At 67.0% G+C, this 15,663-nt stretch carries 12 protein-coding genes; 10 read left to right on the top strand and 2 right to left on the bottom strand.

Annotated elements, in window-relative coordinates; genetic code table 11:
- Positions 1–2 precede the first annotated feature (2 nt).
- Complete coding sequence (locus AC07PF_RS04455) at positions 3–503, top strand: LPS-assembly lipoprotein LptE (RefSeq protein WP_007857526.1); 501 nt, start codon at positions 3–5, stop codon at positions 501–503.
- Positions 504–505: 2 nt separating this feature from the next.
- On the opposite strand, the gene rocF is transcribed toward AC07PF_RS04455, so the two are convergent.
- Entirely contained in the window at positions 506–1,459 is a 954-nt protein-coding gene (gene rocF, locus AC07PF_RS04450) for an arginase (RefSeq protein ID WP_494611014.1), read from the bottom strand.
- 234 nt (positions 1,460–1,693) lie between these two features.
- Here rocF and holA point away from each other — a divergent pair, with 234 nt between their 5' ends.
- Positions 1,694–2,749: a DNA polymerase III subunit delta gene (gene holA / locus AC07PF_RS04445; protein ID WP_494611013.1), complete on the top strand. Its 1,056-nt coding sequence runs from the start codon at positions 1,694–1,696 to the stop codon at positions 2,747–2,749.
- Between the two features lie 12 nt (positions 2,750–2,761).
- Here holA and AC07PF_RS04440 read toward each other — a convergent pair whose 3' ends face one another.
- A complete protein-coding gene (locus AC07PF_RS04440; RefSeq protein ID WP_007857523.1) occupies positions 2,762–3,043 on the bottom strand; it encodes a hypothetical protein in 282 nt (93 codons plus the stop codon).
- 279 nt (positions 3,044–3,322) lie between these two features.
- On the opposite strand from AC07PF_RS04440, the gene AC07PF_RS04435 reads away from it, so the two are divergent.
- The 8 genes from AC07PF_RS04435 (at position 3,323) to gshB (ending at position 15,079) form a co-directional block, all read left to right on the top strand.
- On the top strand, positions 3,323–4,894 hold the full coding sequence (locus AC07PF_RS04435; protein WP_494611012.1) for an RCC1 domain-containing protein: 1,572 nt from the start codon (positions 3,323–3,325) through the stop codon (positions 4,892–4,894).
- A gap of 138 nt (positions 4,895–5,032) precedes the next feature.
- The gene (locus AC07PF_RS04430) at positions 5,033–6,313 is read left to right on the top strand and encodes a glutamate-5-semialdehyde dehydrogenase (RefSeq protein WP_494611011.1); all 1,281 of its coding nucleotides are present in this window, start codon (positions 5,033–5,035) and stop codon (positions 6,311–6,313) included.
- A gap of 69 nt (positions 6,314–6,382) precedes the next feature.
- Positions 6,383–7,837, top strand: coding sequence for a Trk system potassium transporter TrkA (gene trkA / locus AC07PF_RS04425; RefSeq protein ID WP_145693661.1), 1,455 nt, complete (start codon positions 6,383–6,385; stop codon positions 7,835–7,837).
- A gap of 16 nt (positions 7,838–7,853) precedes the next feature.
- The gene (locus tag AC07PF_RS04420; RefSeq protein WP_494611010.1) at positions 7,854–9,320 is read left to right on the top strand and encodes a TrkH family potassium uptake protein; all 1,467 of its coding nucleotides are present in this window, start codon (positions 7,854–7,856) and stop codon (positions 9,318–9,320) included.
- Between the two features lie 96 nt (positions 9,321–9,416).
- Complete coding sequence (gene gshA, locus AC07PF_RS04415) at positions 9,417–10,712, top strand: glutamate--cysteine ligase (RefSeq protein ID WP_007851219.1); 1,296 nt, start codon at positions 9,417–9,419, stop codon at positions 10,710–10,712.
- 199 nt (positions 10,713–10,911) lie between these two features.
- Entirely contained in the window at positions 10,912–12,780 is a 1,869-nt protein-coding gene (locus AC07PF_RS04410) for a potassium transporter Kup (protein ID WP_494611009.1), read from the top strand.
- A 77-nt stretch (positions 12,781–12,857) separates the two neighbouring features.
- The gene (locus AC07PF_RS04405) at positions 12,858–14,045 is read left to right on the top strand and encodes a benzoate/H(+) symporter BenE family transporter (RefSeq protein ID WP_494611008.1); all 1,188 of its coding nucleotides are present in this window, start codon (positions 12,858–12,860) and stop codon (positions 14,043–14,045) included.
- 74 nt (positions 14,046–14,119) lie between these two features.
- Positions 14,120–15,079, top strand: a complete 960-nt coding sequence (gene gshB / locus AC07PF_RS04400) for a glutathione synthase (RefSeq protein ID WP_494611007.1) — start codon at positions 14,120–14,122, stop codon at positions 15,077–15,079.
- The last annotated feature ends 584 nt before the right edge of the window (positions 15,080–15,663 follow it).

Raw genomic sequence — 15,663 nt, 5'->3', positions numbered from 1 at the left:
GCATGCTGACCAAGCGCACCCTGCTCATGGCGGCACCTGCCGCATTGCTCACCGCCTGCGGTTTTCGCCTGCGTGGCGTGCCCGAGTTCTCGTTCGACGTGCTGTTCATCGCCGCGCCCCCCAGCTCCACGCTGGCGCGCGAGCTGCAGCGCACGCTGGACGGCTCGGGCAGCAAGCTCACGGTGCTGCGCGATATGGCGGACCTGCCCAAGGCCCAGGTCGGGCTGGAGCTGCTGTCCGAGCAGCGCGAGCGCGTGGTCGTGGGGCAGAACGCCTCGGGCCAGGTGCGCGAACTGCAGCTGCGGCTGCGCGTGAAGTTCCGGGTGCGCGGTGCCAATGGCGCAGAACTCCTGCCCGAGACCGAACTGCTGCAGCAGCGCGACATCAGCTACAACGAAACCATCGCCCTGGCCAAGGAGGCCGAAGAGGCCCTGCTGTACCGCAACATGCAGACCGACATCGTGCAGCAATTGCTGCGCCGCCTGGCGGTCGTGAAGCGCTGAGGCTACTTCAGCGGGGGCACCTGCATCAGGGTGCTTTTTCCGAAGAGTGATTCCACCAGGTCCACGGCCACCTCGGCCGTCTGGTTGCGCACGTCCAGGGCCGGGTTCAGTTCCATGATGTCCAGCGAGGCCAGGCGGCCGCTGTCGGCGATCATCTCCATGCACAGCTGGGCCTCGCGGTAGGTCGGGCCGCCGGGCACGGTGGTGCCCACGCCGGGGGCAATGCCCGGGTCCAGGAAGTCCACGTCGAAGCTCACGTGCAGGTGGGTGTTCTCGTCCATGCCGGCCAGGGCCTGCTGCATGGCCTGGCGCATGCCGATCTCGTCGATGGCGCGCATGTCGAACACCTCCAGCCCCTGCTCGTGCACCAGGCGCTTCTCGCCCGCATCCACGCTGCGGATGCCGATCTGGCGCACCTGCTGCGGCCGCAGGGCCGGGCCGCCATCGGGCATGCCCGCCAGGCCCGTGAGTTCGATCGGTCCCAGCCCGCACAGGCAGGCCACGGGCATGCCATGCACGTTGCCGCTGGGCGTGAGGGCGCTGGTGTTGAAGTCGGCATGGGCGTCGAGCCAGAGCACGCGCAGCGTCTTGCCCGTCTCGGCGCAATGGCGTGCCACCGCGCTGATGCTGCCCAGGCCCAGGCAGTGGTCGCCGCCAAGCAGGATGGGCAGGCGGCCCTGCTGCAGCTCGGCATGCACGGCATCGAACACCAGCTGGTTCCACTGCACCACTTCGGGCAGGTGGCGGTAGCCGTCCACCGGCGGCAGCCAGGGATTGGCCGGGCCGTTGAGGTTGCCGCGGTCTGCCACCTGCAGGCCGTGGCGCTCCAGCGCCGCCTGCAAGCCCGCCACGCGCAAGGCCTCCGGGCCCATGGACGCGCCGCGGGCTCCGGCACCGATGTCGGTGGGGGCGCCGATCAGGCTGGCGGCAGGGTGCGTTGCAGGGAGGATGGTCATGCGTGGGTGCCTTTGTGGGGTGGGAAGGGCTGCTGCTGCAACGCGGGTAGCGCCACGGCCATGCAGGGCGTTATTGTGGGTCGGCGCTCGGGCAATGGAAAGCCAAAAGCCTGTGCAATTCTTGCCAAAGATTGATCAATTTGTACGATCTGGTTGGCATTTGGTACGGCGCAGGCCTTCTGCTCCGCGCCGGGAGATCGCAGGGGAGCGTGCGGCGCGTTTAGACTTTGCACCATGCAAGTCGCCCTGGCCCAACTCTCCCCCCACCTCCAAAAGGGCCTGTCGCCGCTGTATGTGCTGCATGGCGATGAAGCGCTTTTGCAGCAGGAGGCGGCCGACGCCATCCGCGCCACGGCGCGCAGCCAGGGCTATACCGAGCGCAGCTCGTACACGGTAGCGGGCGCCCACTTCGACTGGAGCGCCGTGCTGGCTGCCGGGGGCTCGCTGAGCCTGTTTGCCGACAAGCAGATCGTGGAGATCCGCATCCCGTCGGGCAAGCCGGGCAAGGATGGCAGCGTGGCGCTGCAGCAGATCGCCGAGGCCGCCCGGGGCAACGACAGCACCCTGACCCTGGTGATGCTGCCGCGCCTGGACAAGGCCACGCGCACGGGCGCCTGGTTCGCTGCGCTGGAGGGCAACGGCACCTCGATCCAGATCGACCCCATCGAGCGCGGCATGCTGCCGCAGTGGATCGCCCAGCGCCTGGCCACCCAGGGCCAGCGCGTGGTGGCGGGCGAAGAGGGCCAGCGCACGCTGCAGTTCTTTGCCGACCGCGTGGAGGGCAACCTGCTTGCCGCCCACCAGGAGATCCAGAAGCTCGCGCTGCTGCACCCACCGGGCGAACTGACCCAGGCCCAGGTCGAAGCGGCCGTGCTCAATGTGGCGCGCTACGACGTGTTCAAGCTGTCCGAGTCGGTGCTGGGCGGCCACACCGGGCGCGTGCAACGCATGCTCGACGGCCTGCAGGCCGAGGGCGAGGCCGAGGTGCTGGTGCACTGGGCGCTGGCCGAGGACATCCGCGCCCTGAAGCGCGTGAAGGACGCGATGAACGCCGGGCGCCCGCTGCCCATGGCCCTGCGCGAGAACCGCATCTGGGGGCCCAAGGACCGCCTGTTCGAGCGCATCCTGCCCAAGGCCAGCGACGCGGCGCTGGCGCGCCTGCTGCAGTCGGCCCACACGGTGGACGGCATCGTCAAGGGCCTGAAGGTGCCCGACTGGCCTACCGATGGCTGGCAGGCCCTGCAGCGCCTGGCGCTGCAGCTGTGCAGGCTGACAAGTTCGGCAAAGTAGCCCGCACTGCGTTCAGCGCGCGTCCAGCGTGCCGCGCGCCTTGTCCACCCACATCTGCAGGTTGGCCACCAGGTCCTTCTGGCTGAACGAGCAGCTCTCCTCGGAGAACAGCGCGCTCGATTCGAGCCGGTCCAGCAGGTTCAGCAGGACTTCGCTGTAGCGCGGCGGCAGGGCCGCGAGCAGGTCTGCCTGTCCGCGCGCCAGCGTGCTCAAGGACGCGGCACTGGCTGCGCCCTCGCTGAAACGCGCCAGGGCGGCTTGCAATGTGGTGAGTTGGTCGTGTTCGGCTGCCATGCCCCAAGTATCCGCGAAAGGCCCTGGCGGCCCGGTAGCAGCACGGCCGTGCACTTTTGCGTGCCGGCTTCGTGCACAAGTTCACGCCCGGCCCGCCGGCCTGCGCTGCACACCATTGTTTGCAAAGCCGGTCGCCGTCAGACTCGCGGCCAAGCGGTTCGCAGCCATGCATCACACACAGATGGCGGCACGGCGGACACCGCTGGTTCATGGAGCCCTCCATGGGTTCCAGGTGTTTACCTGTTTGATTTCCGACTGACCGAATTACTGAGAGAACCGATGAAGTACCTGATGAAGAACAAGTCTTTCCGCACGGCCGCAGCCCTGGGTGCTGCCGCACTGTGCAGTGCCTTTGCGATGACCTCGGCGCACGCAGTGCAGCCGGCCATCTCCATGGGCTACGACCACGCCCTGGTGCTGCGCGCCGACGGCACCGTCTGGTCCTGGGGCTACGGCGGCAGCGGCCAACTGGGCCTGGGCAACACCGCCACCCGCACCACGCCCACGCAGATCCCCACGCTGCAGAACGTGGTGCAGGTGGTTGCGCGCGGCTCGTTCTCGCTGGCGCTCAAGGCCGACGGCACGGTCTGGGCCTGGGGCGACAACTCCGGTGGCCGCACCGGGGGCAGCGGCACCAGCGTGCCGGTGCAGATCAACGGCCTGGCCAATATCGTGAGCATCAACGCCGGCACCGATACCGCCGCCGCCTTCGCCACCGACGCAGCCGGCCAGGTCTATGCCTGGGGCAGCAACAGCACCGCCCTGCTGGGCACGGGCCAGACCAGCCCCGGCGGCAACCCCGTGCCCCGCCTGGTGGCCGGTGCCCAGGGCGCCGTCGCCGTGAGCGCCTCGGACGCCGCCGCCCTGGCGCTGCGCCAGGACGGCAAGGTCCTCGCCTGGGGCTCCAACGGCAACAAGGCCCTGGCCCCGGTGGCCGGCACCGCCACCGCCCCTGTCGTGATCGACGCCCTGGGCAGCGTGCAGGCCGTGGCCTCCACCTCCATGAACATCGCCGGCCAGTACTACGCCCTCAAGAACGACGGCAGCGTCGCCGTCTGGGGCCAGGCCTCGACCAACGCCACCTACTGCGGCCAAAAAGGCATCCAGAACGGCGGCTTCGCCCTCATCGACATCTCCCCCGTCCAGGGCCTGACGCGCATCCAGCAGATCGAGCCGGGCGACGGCCACACCCTGTTCGTCGATGCCGATGGTGCGGTGCATGCCTGTGGCGTCAATGCCGCCGGCCAGCTGGGCGACGGCACCCTGGTGAACCCTTCCACCGAAGTGCCCAAGATCGCGCACATCGCGGGCCTGCCGCCCGTGGTTGCAGCGGCGGCGGGCTCGGCGATCTCCGGCGTGATCGGCACCGACGGCAGCGTCTGGATCTGGGGCAAGGGCACCAACCTGGGCGGCACCGACAAGACCACCGCCCCCGTGCGCGTGATGGGCGGCAATGGAGCGGCCTTCGATGCCGGGCGCGTGGGCGATGCCAGCGGCACCTTCGCAGGAAGCCAGACCGGCCCCCTGAGCAACGTGACGCTGGACGTGGGGGCCACGGTCTCCACGCTGCACCGGGGCAAGACCGGGCGCGTGTACGTGGCGGCCTTTGCGGGCTCGACCGTGCTGTTCCTGGGCCCCAACGGCTGGGCGCAGTACACGGGTGGTGCCTTCCCGGCGTACCTGTCGGGTGCGCTGCCGCGCACGGTGCCAGTGCGCATTGCCTCGGGCCTGAACTTCAGCGGGCTGGAAGGCGTGCAGCTGGTGGTGGGGTACGGGGTGGGGGATGATGCCTCGGCCGCTGCGGAGATGGTGCGCGCGGGGCGCTACAAGGTCGTGCATACGCTCAACTGAGTGCTTGTGAGCGGGTGCCGGGATTGCCGGTCCGCCAGGGAGGCGGCTGGCGGACAACCCGGCACCTCCCTCCCGGCATTGCCGGCATGCCTTCCCTGGGGTGCGCAGGGGCAGGGCGCTTCTGCGAGAATCGGGGCCATGAACGCGCTCAACGTGGCTGAATACACGCACACCCTCGGATCCCAGGCCAAGGCCGCCTCCGCCCTCATGGCGCGCGCGCCGGCCGCCGTCAAGAACAAGGCCCTGCGCGCCCTGGCGCGCCTGCTGCGCGAGCACACCGCCGCACTGCAGGTGGACAATGCCCGCGACCTGGAACGTGCCCGTGCCGCCGGCCTGGCCGAACCCCTGGTGGACCGCCTGAAACTCACGCCCAAGGTGCTCGACACCTGTGCCGAGGGCTGTGAACAGCTGGCGGCCATGGCCGACGTGATTGGCGAGATCATCGGCATGAAGCAGCAGCCCAGCGGCATCCGCGTGGGCCAGATGCGCGTGCCCATCGGCGTGTTCGGCATGATCTACGAGAGCCGCCCCAACGTGACCATCGAGGCCGCGAGCCTGTCCATCAAGAGCGGTAACGCCTGCATCCTGCGCGGCGGCTCGGAAGCCATCGATTCCAACAAGGCGCTGGCGCGCCTGGTGCAGCTGGCGCTGGCCGAGGCCGGTTTGCCAGAGGACGCGGTGCAACTGGTGCAGACCACCGACCGCGAGGCCGTGGGCCAGCTGATCGCCATGCCGCAGTTCGTGGACGTGATCATCCCGCGCGGCGGCAAGGGCCTGATCGAGCGCATCAGCCGCGATGCCAAGGTGCCCGTGATCAAGCACCTGGACGGCAACTGCCACACCTACGTGGACGACCCTTGCGACGTGGCCATGGCCGTCAAGGTGGCCGACAACGCCAAGACCCAGAAGTACAGCCCCTGCAATGCCAGCGAGGGCCTGCTGGTGGCGCGCGGCGTGGCCGCCGAGTTTCTGCCGCTGATCGGCGCCGTCTATGCCGCCAAGGGCGTGGAGATGCGCGTGTGCTCCGAAAGCCGCGCGCTGCTGGCGCCGGTGGCCGGGGCCAGGCTGGTCGATGCCACCGAGCAGGACTGGTCCGAGGAGTACCTGGCGCCCATCATCAGCATCAAGCTGGTGGCCGGCGTGGACGAGGCCATCGCGCACATCAACCACTATTCCTCGCACCACACGGACGCCATCCTCACCACCGACCACGTGCACGCCCAGCGTTTCCTGCGCGAGGTGGACTCGGCCAGCGTCATGGTCAATGCCAGCACGCGCTTTGCCGATGGCTTCGAGTACGGCCTGGGCGCCGAGATCGGCATCAGCACCGACAAGTTCCATGCCCGTGGCCCCGTGGGCATCGAGGGCCTGACCTCGCTCAAGTACGTGGTGCTGGGCGAAGGCGAGGTGCGCGGCTGATCCCCCGCCCCGGCTGCCGCCTGCGGCAGCCGGCTTGACGCGACCGCCGCCTGTACCCATCATTCCCCCGTGAAAATCATCATCCTGGGTGCCGGCCGTGTCGGCCACAGCGTGGCCGAGAGCCTGGTCTCCGAGCGCAACGACATCACCGTCATCGACACCGATGCTGCGCGCCTGCGCGACCTGGAGTCGCGCTTCGACCTGCGCGGCGTGGTCGGCAGCGGCATCGACCCACAGGTGCTGGCCGAGGCCGGCGCGCACGACACCGACCTGCTGATCGCCTGCGCCGCGCAGGACGAGACCAACCTGGTGTGCTGCAAGATCGCGCAGGTGCTGTTCAGCATTCCCACGCGCATCGCGCGCGTGCGCTCCTCGGGCTTCGACGATGACGAGCGGCTGGTCGGGCCCGAAGGCTTTGCGGTGGACCGCATCATCTGCCCCGAAGAGTCGCTGACCCGCTACATCGGCAAGCTCATCGAGTACCCCGAGGCCATGCAGGTGCGTGAGTTCGCGGGCGGCCGGGCCTGCCTGGCCTCGGTGCGCGCACGGGCCGGTGCGCCCATGGTGGGCCACACCATTGCCGAACTGCGGGCCGGCGCGCCGGACGTGGCGGTGCGCATCGTGGCCATCTACCGGCGCTTTCCCGACGAGCCCGACCGCTTCGTGGCCTGCGACGGCACCACCCGCATCGAGCCGGGCGACGAGGTCTTCGTGCTCGCGGCCAGCGAGCACATTGCGTACGTGCTCGCGGCCCTGCACCGGCGCGGCGCCACGGCCGTGCAACCCGTGCGCCGCATCATGATCGCCGGTGGCGGGCGCGTGGGCCTGCGCCTGGCGCGCCAGCTGGCGAAACAGGGTGGGCGCTTTCGCGTGAAGATCATCGAGGGCGACATGCAGCGCTGCACCGAGCTGGCCTCCCTGCTGCCTGCAGACACCCTGGTGTTGCAGGGCGATGCCACCGACGAGGACCTGCTGGGGGATGAGAACATCGAGGAGATCGACCTCTTCCTGGCGCTCACGGACGATGACGAGAACAACATCATGTCCTGCCTGCTGGCCAAGCGCATGGGCGCGCGCCGGGTGCTGGCGCTGATCAACCGGCGCAGCTATGCCGACCTGATGCACGGCACGCAGATCGACATTGCGCTGTCGCCCGCGCAGGCCATGCTCGGCGAGTTGCTGGCCTATGTGCGGCGCGGCGACGTGCAGGCCGTGCACAGCCTGCGCCGCGGCGTGGCCGAGGCCCTGGAGATCGTGGCGCGCGGCGATCGCAAGAGCTCGCGCGTGGTGGGCCGCAAGGTCAGCGAACTGCAGCTGCCCGGCGAGGTGCACATGGGTCTCATCGTGCGTGGCCTGCCGGATTCGCCCGACGTCTCGCCCGAGGACCTGCGCGAGCCCGAGGTCATCATCCCGCGCAGCTCCACGGTGATCGAGAGCAACGACCACGTCGTGTTCTTCCTGCCGCACAAGCGGCTGGTGCGAGAGGTGGAAAAGCTCTTCCGCGTGAGCGCCACGTTCTTCTGACCCAGCACTGAACACCATGGTGGACATGTTCCCCGTCCTGCGCGTGCTGGGCATCCTGGTCATGGCCTTTTCGCTGGCGATGGGGCTGCCGCTGGCGGTGTCGCTCTGGACGCGCGACGGCATCTGGCACGTCTACCCCCAGGCCATGGGTGCCACCTTCATGGCCGGTGCCTGGCTCTGGTGGCGCCTGCGCCACTTTCGCCATGAGCTGCAGCCGCGCCACGGTGTCATGCTGGTGTCGCTGGTCTGGCTGCTGCTGCCGCTGTCTGCGGCCCTGCCCCTGATGCTCACCGGCCACCATGTCGGCCGGTCCATGTCCTTCACGCATGCCTATTTCGAGGCCGTGTCGGGCCTGACCACGAGCGGTGCCACGGTGCTCAGCGGGCTCGATACGCTGCCGGTGTCGATCAATGTCTGGCGCACCTTCCTGCAGTGGATGGGCGGCATGGGCATCCTGATCCTGGCGGTGGCCGTGCTGCCCCTGCTGGGCGTGGGCGGCAGCCAGCTGTTCAAGGCCGAGGCGGCCGGTCCGCTCAAGGACTCCAAGCTCACGCCGCGCATGACCGGCACGGCCAAGGGGCTCTGGGGCGTGTACGCGCTGTTCTCGGTGACCTGCGGCCTGGCCTTCTGGCTGGGGGGCATGAAGCCGCTCGACGCGCTGATGCACATGTTCGCCACGGTGAGCCTGGGCGGGTTGTCTTCGTACGATGCCAGCTTCGGGCACTTTCAGTCGCCGCTGCTCGAGGCCATCTGCATCTTCTTCATGCTGGTCGCCAGCTGCAACTTCGCGCTGTACTTCGTGGCCTTCCGCAAGGGGCACTGGCGCGGCTTCTGGGGCGACCCGGAGCTGCGCGCCACGCTGGTCGCGCTGATCGGCGGCGGGCTGGTGGTGTCGCTGCTGCTGTGGGTCAAGGGGGTGTACGCGCCGCTCGATGCACTGCGCCACGGCATGTTCAACACCATTTCCATGGCCACGACCACGGGGTTCGCCACCGTGGACTACCTGGCCTGGCCGGTGTTCGCGCCGGTGTTCATGCTGCTGCTGTCGGGCGTGGCCACCAGCGCCGGATCGACCGGTGGCGGGATCAAGATGGTGCGCATGCTGATCCTGGTCAAGCAGGCGCGCCGCGAGATGAACCGCCTGGTGCACCCACGCGCCGTGCAGCCGGTGTGCCTGGGCGGCGGCGTGGTGGACAACCGCGTGATCTTCTCGGTGCTGGCCTTCATGCTGGTCTATGGAGGCACGGTGTTCGGCCTGAGCATGGTGATGCTGCTGACCGACCTGGACCCGGTGACCGCCTTCTCGGTGGTGCTGGCCAGCGTCAACTGCGCCGGGCCGGGCCTGGGCAGCGTGGGGCCGGCGTCAAATTTCTCGGTGCTCACCGATTTCCAAATCTGGGTCTGCACCCTCGCCATGCTGCTCGGGCGGCTCGAGATCCTGAGCTTCATGGCGCTGCTGACGCCGTCGTTCTGGCGGCGGTGAAAGAAAGCCGCCGGGCGGGCTTGCGAACAATTGGTCACGCCCCCACCCTACAATGGCTCGCCACCGCAATAGGCCCGCCTCCACGTAAGGTTTTTCATGGTTCCGCACCTCATCACGGCCCTCACCGGACCGATCAACGAACTCGAGCAGCGTGTGCTCGACTCCATGCCCGCCATCGAGCGCTGGTTCCGCCTGGAGTGGATGGAGCACACCCCGCCGTTCTACACCTCGGTGGACATCCGCAACGCCGGCTTCAAGCTGGCCCCGGTGGACACCAATCTGTTTCCCGGCGGCTGGAACAACCTGACCAAGGAGATGCTGCCGCTGGCCGTGCAGGCCGCCATGGCCGCCATCGAGAAGATCTGCCCCGAGGCACGCAACCTGCTGATCATTCCCGAGAACCACACGCGCAACACCTTCTACCTGTCGAATGTGGTGCAGCTGCAGCGCATCTTCAACATGGCCGGGCTCAACGTGCGCGTGGGCTCCATCAGCCCCGAGATCAAGAAGCCCACCCTGATCGAGCTGCCCAATGGTGACACGGTGACGCTGGAGCCGGTGGTGCGCACCAAGCGCCGCCTGGGGCTCAAGGACTTCGACCCCTGCACCATCCTGCTCAACAACGACCTCACGGCGGGCGCACCGGGCATCCTGGAAGACATCCACGAGCAGTACCTGCTGCCGCCGCTGCACGCCGGCTGGAGCGTGCGCAAGAAGAGCACCCACTTCAAGAACTACGAAGAGGTGGCCAAGCGCTTTGGCAAGATGCTGGGCATCGACCCCTGGCTGGTGAATCCCATGTTCAGCCAGTGCGGCGATGTGGACTTCTCCGAAGGTGCAGGCATGGAGAACCTGCAGACGAATGTGGACGCCCTGCTCACCAAGGTGCGCCGCAAGTACAAGGAATACGGCATCAACGAAAAGCCCTTCGTGATCGTCAAGGCCAACAACGGTACCTACGGCATGGGCATCATGACGGTGCGCGACGCCAAGGAGCTCGACGCGCTCAACCGCAAGACGCGCAACAAGATGGCCGTGATCAAGGACGGTCAGGTGGTCAACGACGTGATCATCCAGGAGGGCGTGCTCACCCAGGAGCGCGTGAACGATGCCGTGGCCGAACCCGTGGTCTACATGATGGACCGCTACGTGGTGGGCGGCTTCTACCGCATGCACGCCGAGCGCGGCACCGACGAGAACCTGAACGCACCGGGCGCGAGCTTCGTGCCCCTGGCCTTCGAGCACAGCACGCACATGCCCCAGCCGGGCATGCGCCCGGGCGTGAGCGCACCCAACCGCTTTTACATGTACGGCGTGGTCGCGCGCCTGGCCATGCTGGCCGCCAGCTACGAACTCGAAGCCACCAACCCGGACGCCGAAGTCTACGACTGAGGTGCTCTCTCTAAAGAGGGTGGAACGCAGGCAAACAGGCCCTGAAAGCCTGCCTGCCACGTCTGCCAGCGGGGCGCCAGAGGGCAGTTGCTGCGCTGCAACATGCCCCGGACTGGTGCGCCGGCGCACCAGCGCAGGAGCACAATAGCGTTCCCAAAAGTAACGGAACCCCGGCAGCCACGTGTGCCGGGTGCGGTCAGTGCAAAGCTCCAAATCCTCGCTCGCAGCGCTCACGCTGGGCGCCATCGGTGTTGTCTACGGTGATATCGGCACCAGCGTGCTGTATGCGGTCAAGGAGGTCTTCGGGTCGGGGCATGTGCCCTTCACCCAGGACAACATCTACGGCATCCTGTCCATCCTGTTCTGGACGCTCACGGTCATCGTGTCCCTGAAGTACGTGGTGCTGGTGCTGCGCGCCGACAACAACGGAGAGGGCGGTCTGATCGCCATGCTGGCCCTGGCCTCCCAGGCCGTGAAGGACAAACCCCGCCTGCGCGGCCTGCTGCTGGGCGTGGGCATCTTCGGCACCTCGCTGTTCTACGGCGATGGGGTCATCACCCCGGCGATCTCGGTGCTGTCGGCGGTGGAAGGGCTGGAGGTGGTCTCGCCGCACTTCAAGCAGTACGTGATACCGCTGACCCTGGTCGTGCTGTTCTGCCTGTTCCTGGTGCAAAAGCGCGGCACCAGCGGCATCGGCAAGTTCTTCGGGCCCATCACCCTGGTGTGGTTCGCTACTCTGGCCATCCTGGGCGTGTCCCACATCGTCACCCACCCCGAAATTCTCTGGGCGATGAGCCCGCACTACGCCCTGGGCTTCATGTGGGCCAATCCAGGCACCAGTTTCATCATCCTGGGCGCCGTGGTGCTGTGCGTGACCGGGGCCGAGGCGCTGTATGCCGACCTCGGGCATTTCGGCAAGCGGCCCATCCGCCTGGCCTGGTTCTGCGTGGCCATGCCGGCACTCGTCCTCAACTACTTCGGCCAGGGCGCCCTGCTGCTGGCCGAGCCCGAGGCCGTGAAGAATCCGTTCTTCATGATGGCCCCCAGCTGGGCCCTGCTGCCCCTGGTGGTGCTGGCCACCATGGCCACGGTGATCGCCTCGCAGGCGTTGATCACGGGCGCCTTCAGCGTGACCAAGCAGGCCATCCAGCTCGGCTACCTGCCGCGCCTGAACATCCAGCACACCAGCGTGCGCGATACCGGCCAGATCTACATGCCGCTCGTGAACTGGGGCCTGTTCGTGGCCATCGTGCTCGCGGTGGTGATGTTCCGCTCGTCGAGCAACCTGGCCGCTGCCTACGGCATCGCGGTGACGCTGGACATGCTGATCACCACCACGCTGACCTTCTTCGTGATCCGCTACGGCTGGGGCTATCCTCTGGCGCTGTGCGTGGCCGCCACGGGCTGCTTCTTCGTGGTGGACCTGGCCTTCTTTGCCTCCAACCTGCTCAAGCTGTTCGCGGGCGGCTGGTTCCCGCTGATGATCGGGGGGATCGTCTTCACCCTGATGATGACCTGGAAGCAAGGGCGCCACCTGGTCAACGACAAGCTGCGCGCCGATGCCATCGACCTCAAGGACTTCCTGGAGTCGGTGTTCATCAGCCCGCCCACGCGCGTGGAAGGCACGGCGGTGTTCCTCACGGCCGAGACGGGGGTCGTGCCCAATGCGCTCTTGCACAACCTCAAGCACAACAAGGTGCTGCATGAGCAGAACCTGTTCGTGACGGTCAAGAGCCACGAGGTGCCCTGGATCGGCATGGACAAGCGCCTGCAGGTGGATGCGCTGGGCCACGACTGCTGGCAGGTGGTGGTGCACTACGGCTTCAAGAACGACCCCGACCTGCCGCGCGCGCTGGAGCAGTTGCGCGGCCGGGGCTGCGGCATGGAGCCCATGACCACGAGCTACTTCCTGTCGCGTGACACCGTGGTGCCCACCATCGGCAGCGGCATGGCACCGTGGCGCGAAAAGCTCTTCGCCCAGATGCACCACAACGCCAGTGGCGCAGCGGACTTCCTGCACCTGCCCAACAATGCGGTGGTGGAGCTGGGCTCGAAGATCGAGATCTGACGCCCCTGGGTCAGGGGACTGCGGGGCCGATAGCCCCCGCCGTGCACCGCTTCGGTGCGCGATGCAGAATCCTGCCCATGCAGTTTTTCAAAGACCTGAGCCTGTCGGCTTTCACCGCGGGCTTCGTGGCGGTGTTGGTGGGCTTCACGAGCTCGGTGGCCATCGTCTTCCAGGCGGCCCAGGCCTTCCACGCCACGCCGGGGCAGATCACGTCCTGGATGTGGGCGCTGGGGCTGGGCATGGGGCTGTGCTCCCTGGTGCCGTCGCTCATCCTGCGCATGCCGGTCATGATCGCCTGGTCCACGCCGGGTGCGGCGGTGCTGGCCACCGCCGGGTTGGCCGGTGGCTTCAGCATGGCCGAGGCCGTCGGCGCCTTCATGGTCAGTGCCGTGCTGATCACGCTGTGCGGCATCACCGGCTGGTTCGAGCGCATCATGAACCGCATTCCCATGGAGATTGCGGCCGCGCTGCTGGCCGGCGTGCTGGCGCGCTTCGGCATCCAGGCCTTCACCGCAGCGCAGACCGCGCTGCCCCTGGTGCTGCTGATGCTGGGTACTTACCTGCTGGGTCGCCGCCTGCTGCCGCGCTATGCCGTGGTGGTCACGCTGGCCGTGGGCATCGCCTGGGTGGCGCTGCGTGGGCAGATGGCCTGGTCGGCCGTTCAGTTCTCGTTGGCGGTGCCGGTCTGGACCACGCCGCAGTTCAGCCTGCCGGCCCTGGTGAGCCTGGCCATCCCCCTGTTCGTGGTGACCATGGCCTCGCAGAACCTGCCTGGCGTGGCGGTCATCCGTGCATCGGGTTACCCGCTGCCGGTCTCGCGCCTGCTCACGCTATCGGGGCTCGCTACCCTGGTTCTGGCACCCTTCGGAGCCTTCGCCCTCAATTTCAGCGCCATCACGGCCGCCATGTGCATGGGGCCCGAGGCCCATGAGGACCGTGCACGCCGCTACACGGCCGCCGTGTCCTGCGGGGCCCTCTACGTGGTGATCGGGATTTTTGGCGCGGTGATCACCGGCCTGCTCACCGCCTTTCCCAAGGAGCTGATCGCCGCCATCGCCGGGCTGGCCCTGCTGGGCACCATCGGCAATGGCCTGGCGACCGCGCTGCGCGAGGAGGGGCACCGCGAGGCGGCGCTCATCACCTTCCTGGTCACGCTCAGCGGCGTGGTGGTGGCAGGCGTGGGCTCGGCCTTCTGGGGCGTGCTCGCAGGCAGCCTTGCGCTATTTGTGCAACAGTACGGGCGTACGCGCACCCAGGGCGGCTGACGGCCTCTATGTATAGAGAAGCCCTCCCCGCCATGGGGCGCCGGTCTTTTCCACATCCATCCATCTTCCAGTCCATGCAAATCCTCTTCATCGCCGACCCGCTGGCCAGCTTCAAGATCTACAAGGACACCACCTTCGCCATGATGCGCGAGGCCCAGCGCCGTGGCCACACGATCACGGTGTGCGGCCCGCAGGACGTCAGCTGGCAGCGCGGCGGCAAGGTGACAGCGCGCGTGCGCGACATCGTGCTCACCGGCCACCCGGACGACTGGTACACCGAGCAGCCCGTGCGCACGGCCGTGCTGGCAGACTTTGGCGCAGTGCTGATGCGCAAGGACCCGCCCTTCGACAGCGAGTACTTCTATGCCACCCATATGCTGGAGCAGGCTGAGCGCGATGGGGCCCGCGTGTTCAACAAACCCCGGGCATTGCGCGACCACCCAGAGAAGCTGGCGATCATGGAGTTCCCGCAGTTCATCGGCCCCACCCTGGTCACGCGCGACCCGGCAGACATCCGCAGCTTCCACGCCGAGCACAAGGACATCATCCTCAAGCCGCTGGACGGCATGGGCGGCATGGGCATCTTCCGCGTGGGGCCGGACGGCCTGAACCTGGGCAGCATCATCGAGACGCTGAACAAGGATGGCGCCGAGAGCGTGATGGTGCAGAAATTCCTGCCCCAGATCTCCGAAGGCGACAAACGCGTGCTGGTCATTGGCGGCAAGCCGGTCCCCTATTGCCTGGCGCGCATTCCCCAGGGAACCGAAGTGCGCGGCAACCTGGCCGCTGGCGGCAAGGGCGTGGCCCGCCCCTTGTCCGAGCGCGACTGGGAGATCGGCAATGCCCTGGGTCCCATCCTGCAGGAGCGCGGCCTGCTGCTGGCCGGTGTCGATGTGATCGGTGACTGCGTCACCGAGATCAACGTCACCAGCCCCACCTGCTTCCAGGAGATCTTCGACCAGACCGGCTGCGACGTGGCAGCCCTGTTCATCGATGCACTGGAGGCGGCCCTGGCTGCCGTGCCCGCGCGATAAGTCGGCAACTTCCCCGGCGGCCTCAAAACTCGTGCTATAGTCGAGGGCTTCGCTGCACGGAGGTCCTTCTTTTGAGGTTCTGGGCAGGCGGAGGCGGAGTTTGAAAAAACTTCGGTAGTTTTAGAAAAGTCGCTGATTTCTCGGTATACAATCTAGGGCTGCGCTGACAAGAGCTGACTGCTGAAAGGTGGTTGAACTTGAAGGTGTGTGGGGGTGGTTGATGGTGGTTGGCAGAGATGCTGAGCGAATCAAAAACTTCCAAAAAGTTTGACGGAACTTAAAAAACCGTGCTAGAATTCAAGGCTCAGCTGATCGCAGCTAAGTCGGTAGAAAGAAAGGAACTTCGGTTCTGATTTCTGCCAAGGATCCTTAAAAATATACAGCCGATAAGCGTGGGCGTTTGATGGCGAGTGCCAAGTTCTACGGAACTAGTACTTAGTACTACAAACGCTCATGAGATAGAAGTGAAGTTCACTTCAATTCTTTTTATGAGTTGCTCGAAAGAGCGAAAAAATCAAGATCGAACTGTAGAGTTTGATCCTGGCTCAGATTGAACGCTGGCGGCATGCCTTACACATGCAAGT

This window comes from Acidovorax sp. GW821-FHT10A04 (assembly GCF_059415825.1).
The sequence above is the reverse complement of the archived record's forward strand: the minus strand, read 5'-3'. Positions and strand labels throughout refer to the sequence as shown.

Coding starts and splice junctions, on each gene's coding strand:
- AC07PF_RS04455 (WP_007857526.1), top strand. CDS start 3: ATGCTGACCAAGCGCACCCTGCTCATGGCGGCACCTGCCGCATTGCTC.
- rocF (WP_494611014.1), bottom strand. CDS start 1,459: ATGACCATCCTCCCTGCAACGCACCCTGCCGCCAGCCTGATCGGCGCC.
- holA (WP_494611013.1), top strand. CDS start 1,694: ATGCAAGTCGCCCTGGCCCAACTCTCCCCCCACCTCCAAAAGGGCCTG.
- AC07PF_RS04440 (WP_007857523.1), bottom strand. CDS start 3,043: ATGGCAGCCGAACACGACCAACTCACCACATTGCAAGCCGCCCTGGCG.
- AC07PF_RS04435 (WP_494611012.1), top strand. CDS start 3,323: ATGAAGTACCTGATGAAGAACAAGTCTTTCCGCACGGCCGCAGCCCTG.
- AC07PF_RS04430 (WP_494611011.1), top strand. CDS start 5,033: ATGAACGCGCTCAACGTGGCTGAATACACGCACACCCTCGGATCCCAG.
- AC07PF_RS04420 (WP_494611010.1), top strand. CDS start 7,854: ATGGTGGACATGTTCCCCGTCCTGCGCGTGCTGGGCATCCTGGTCATG.
- gshA (WP_007851219.1), top strand. CDS start 9,417: ATGGTTCCGCACCTCATCACGGCCCTCACCGGACCGATCAACGAACTC.
- AC07PF_RS04405 (WP_494611008.1), top strand. CDS start 12,858: ATGCAGTTTTTCAAAGACCTGAGCCTGTCGGCTTTCACCGCGGGCTTC.
- gshB (WP_494611007.1), top strand. CDS start 14,120: ATGCAAATCCTCTTCATCGCCGACCCGCTGGCCAGCTTCAAGATCTAC.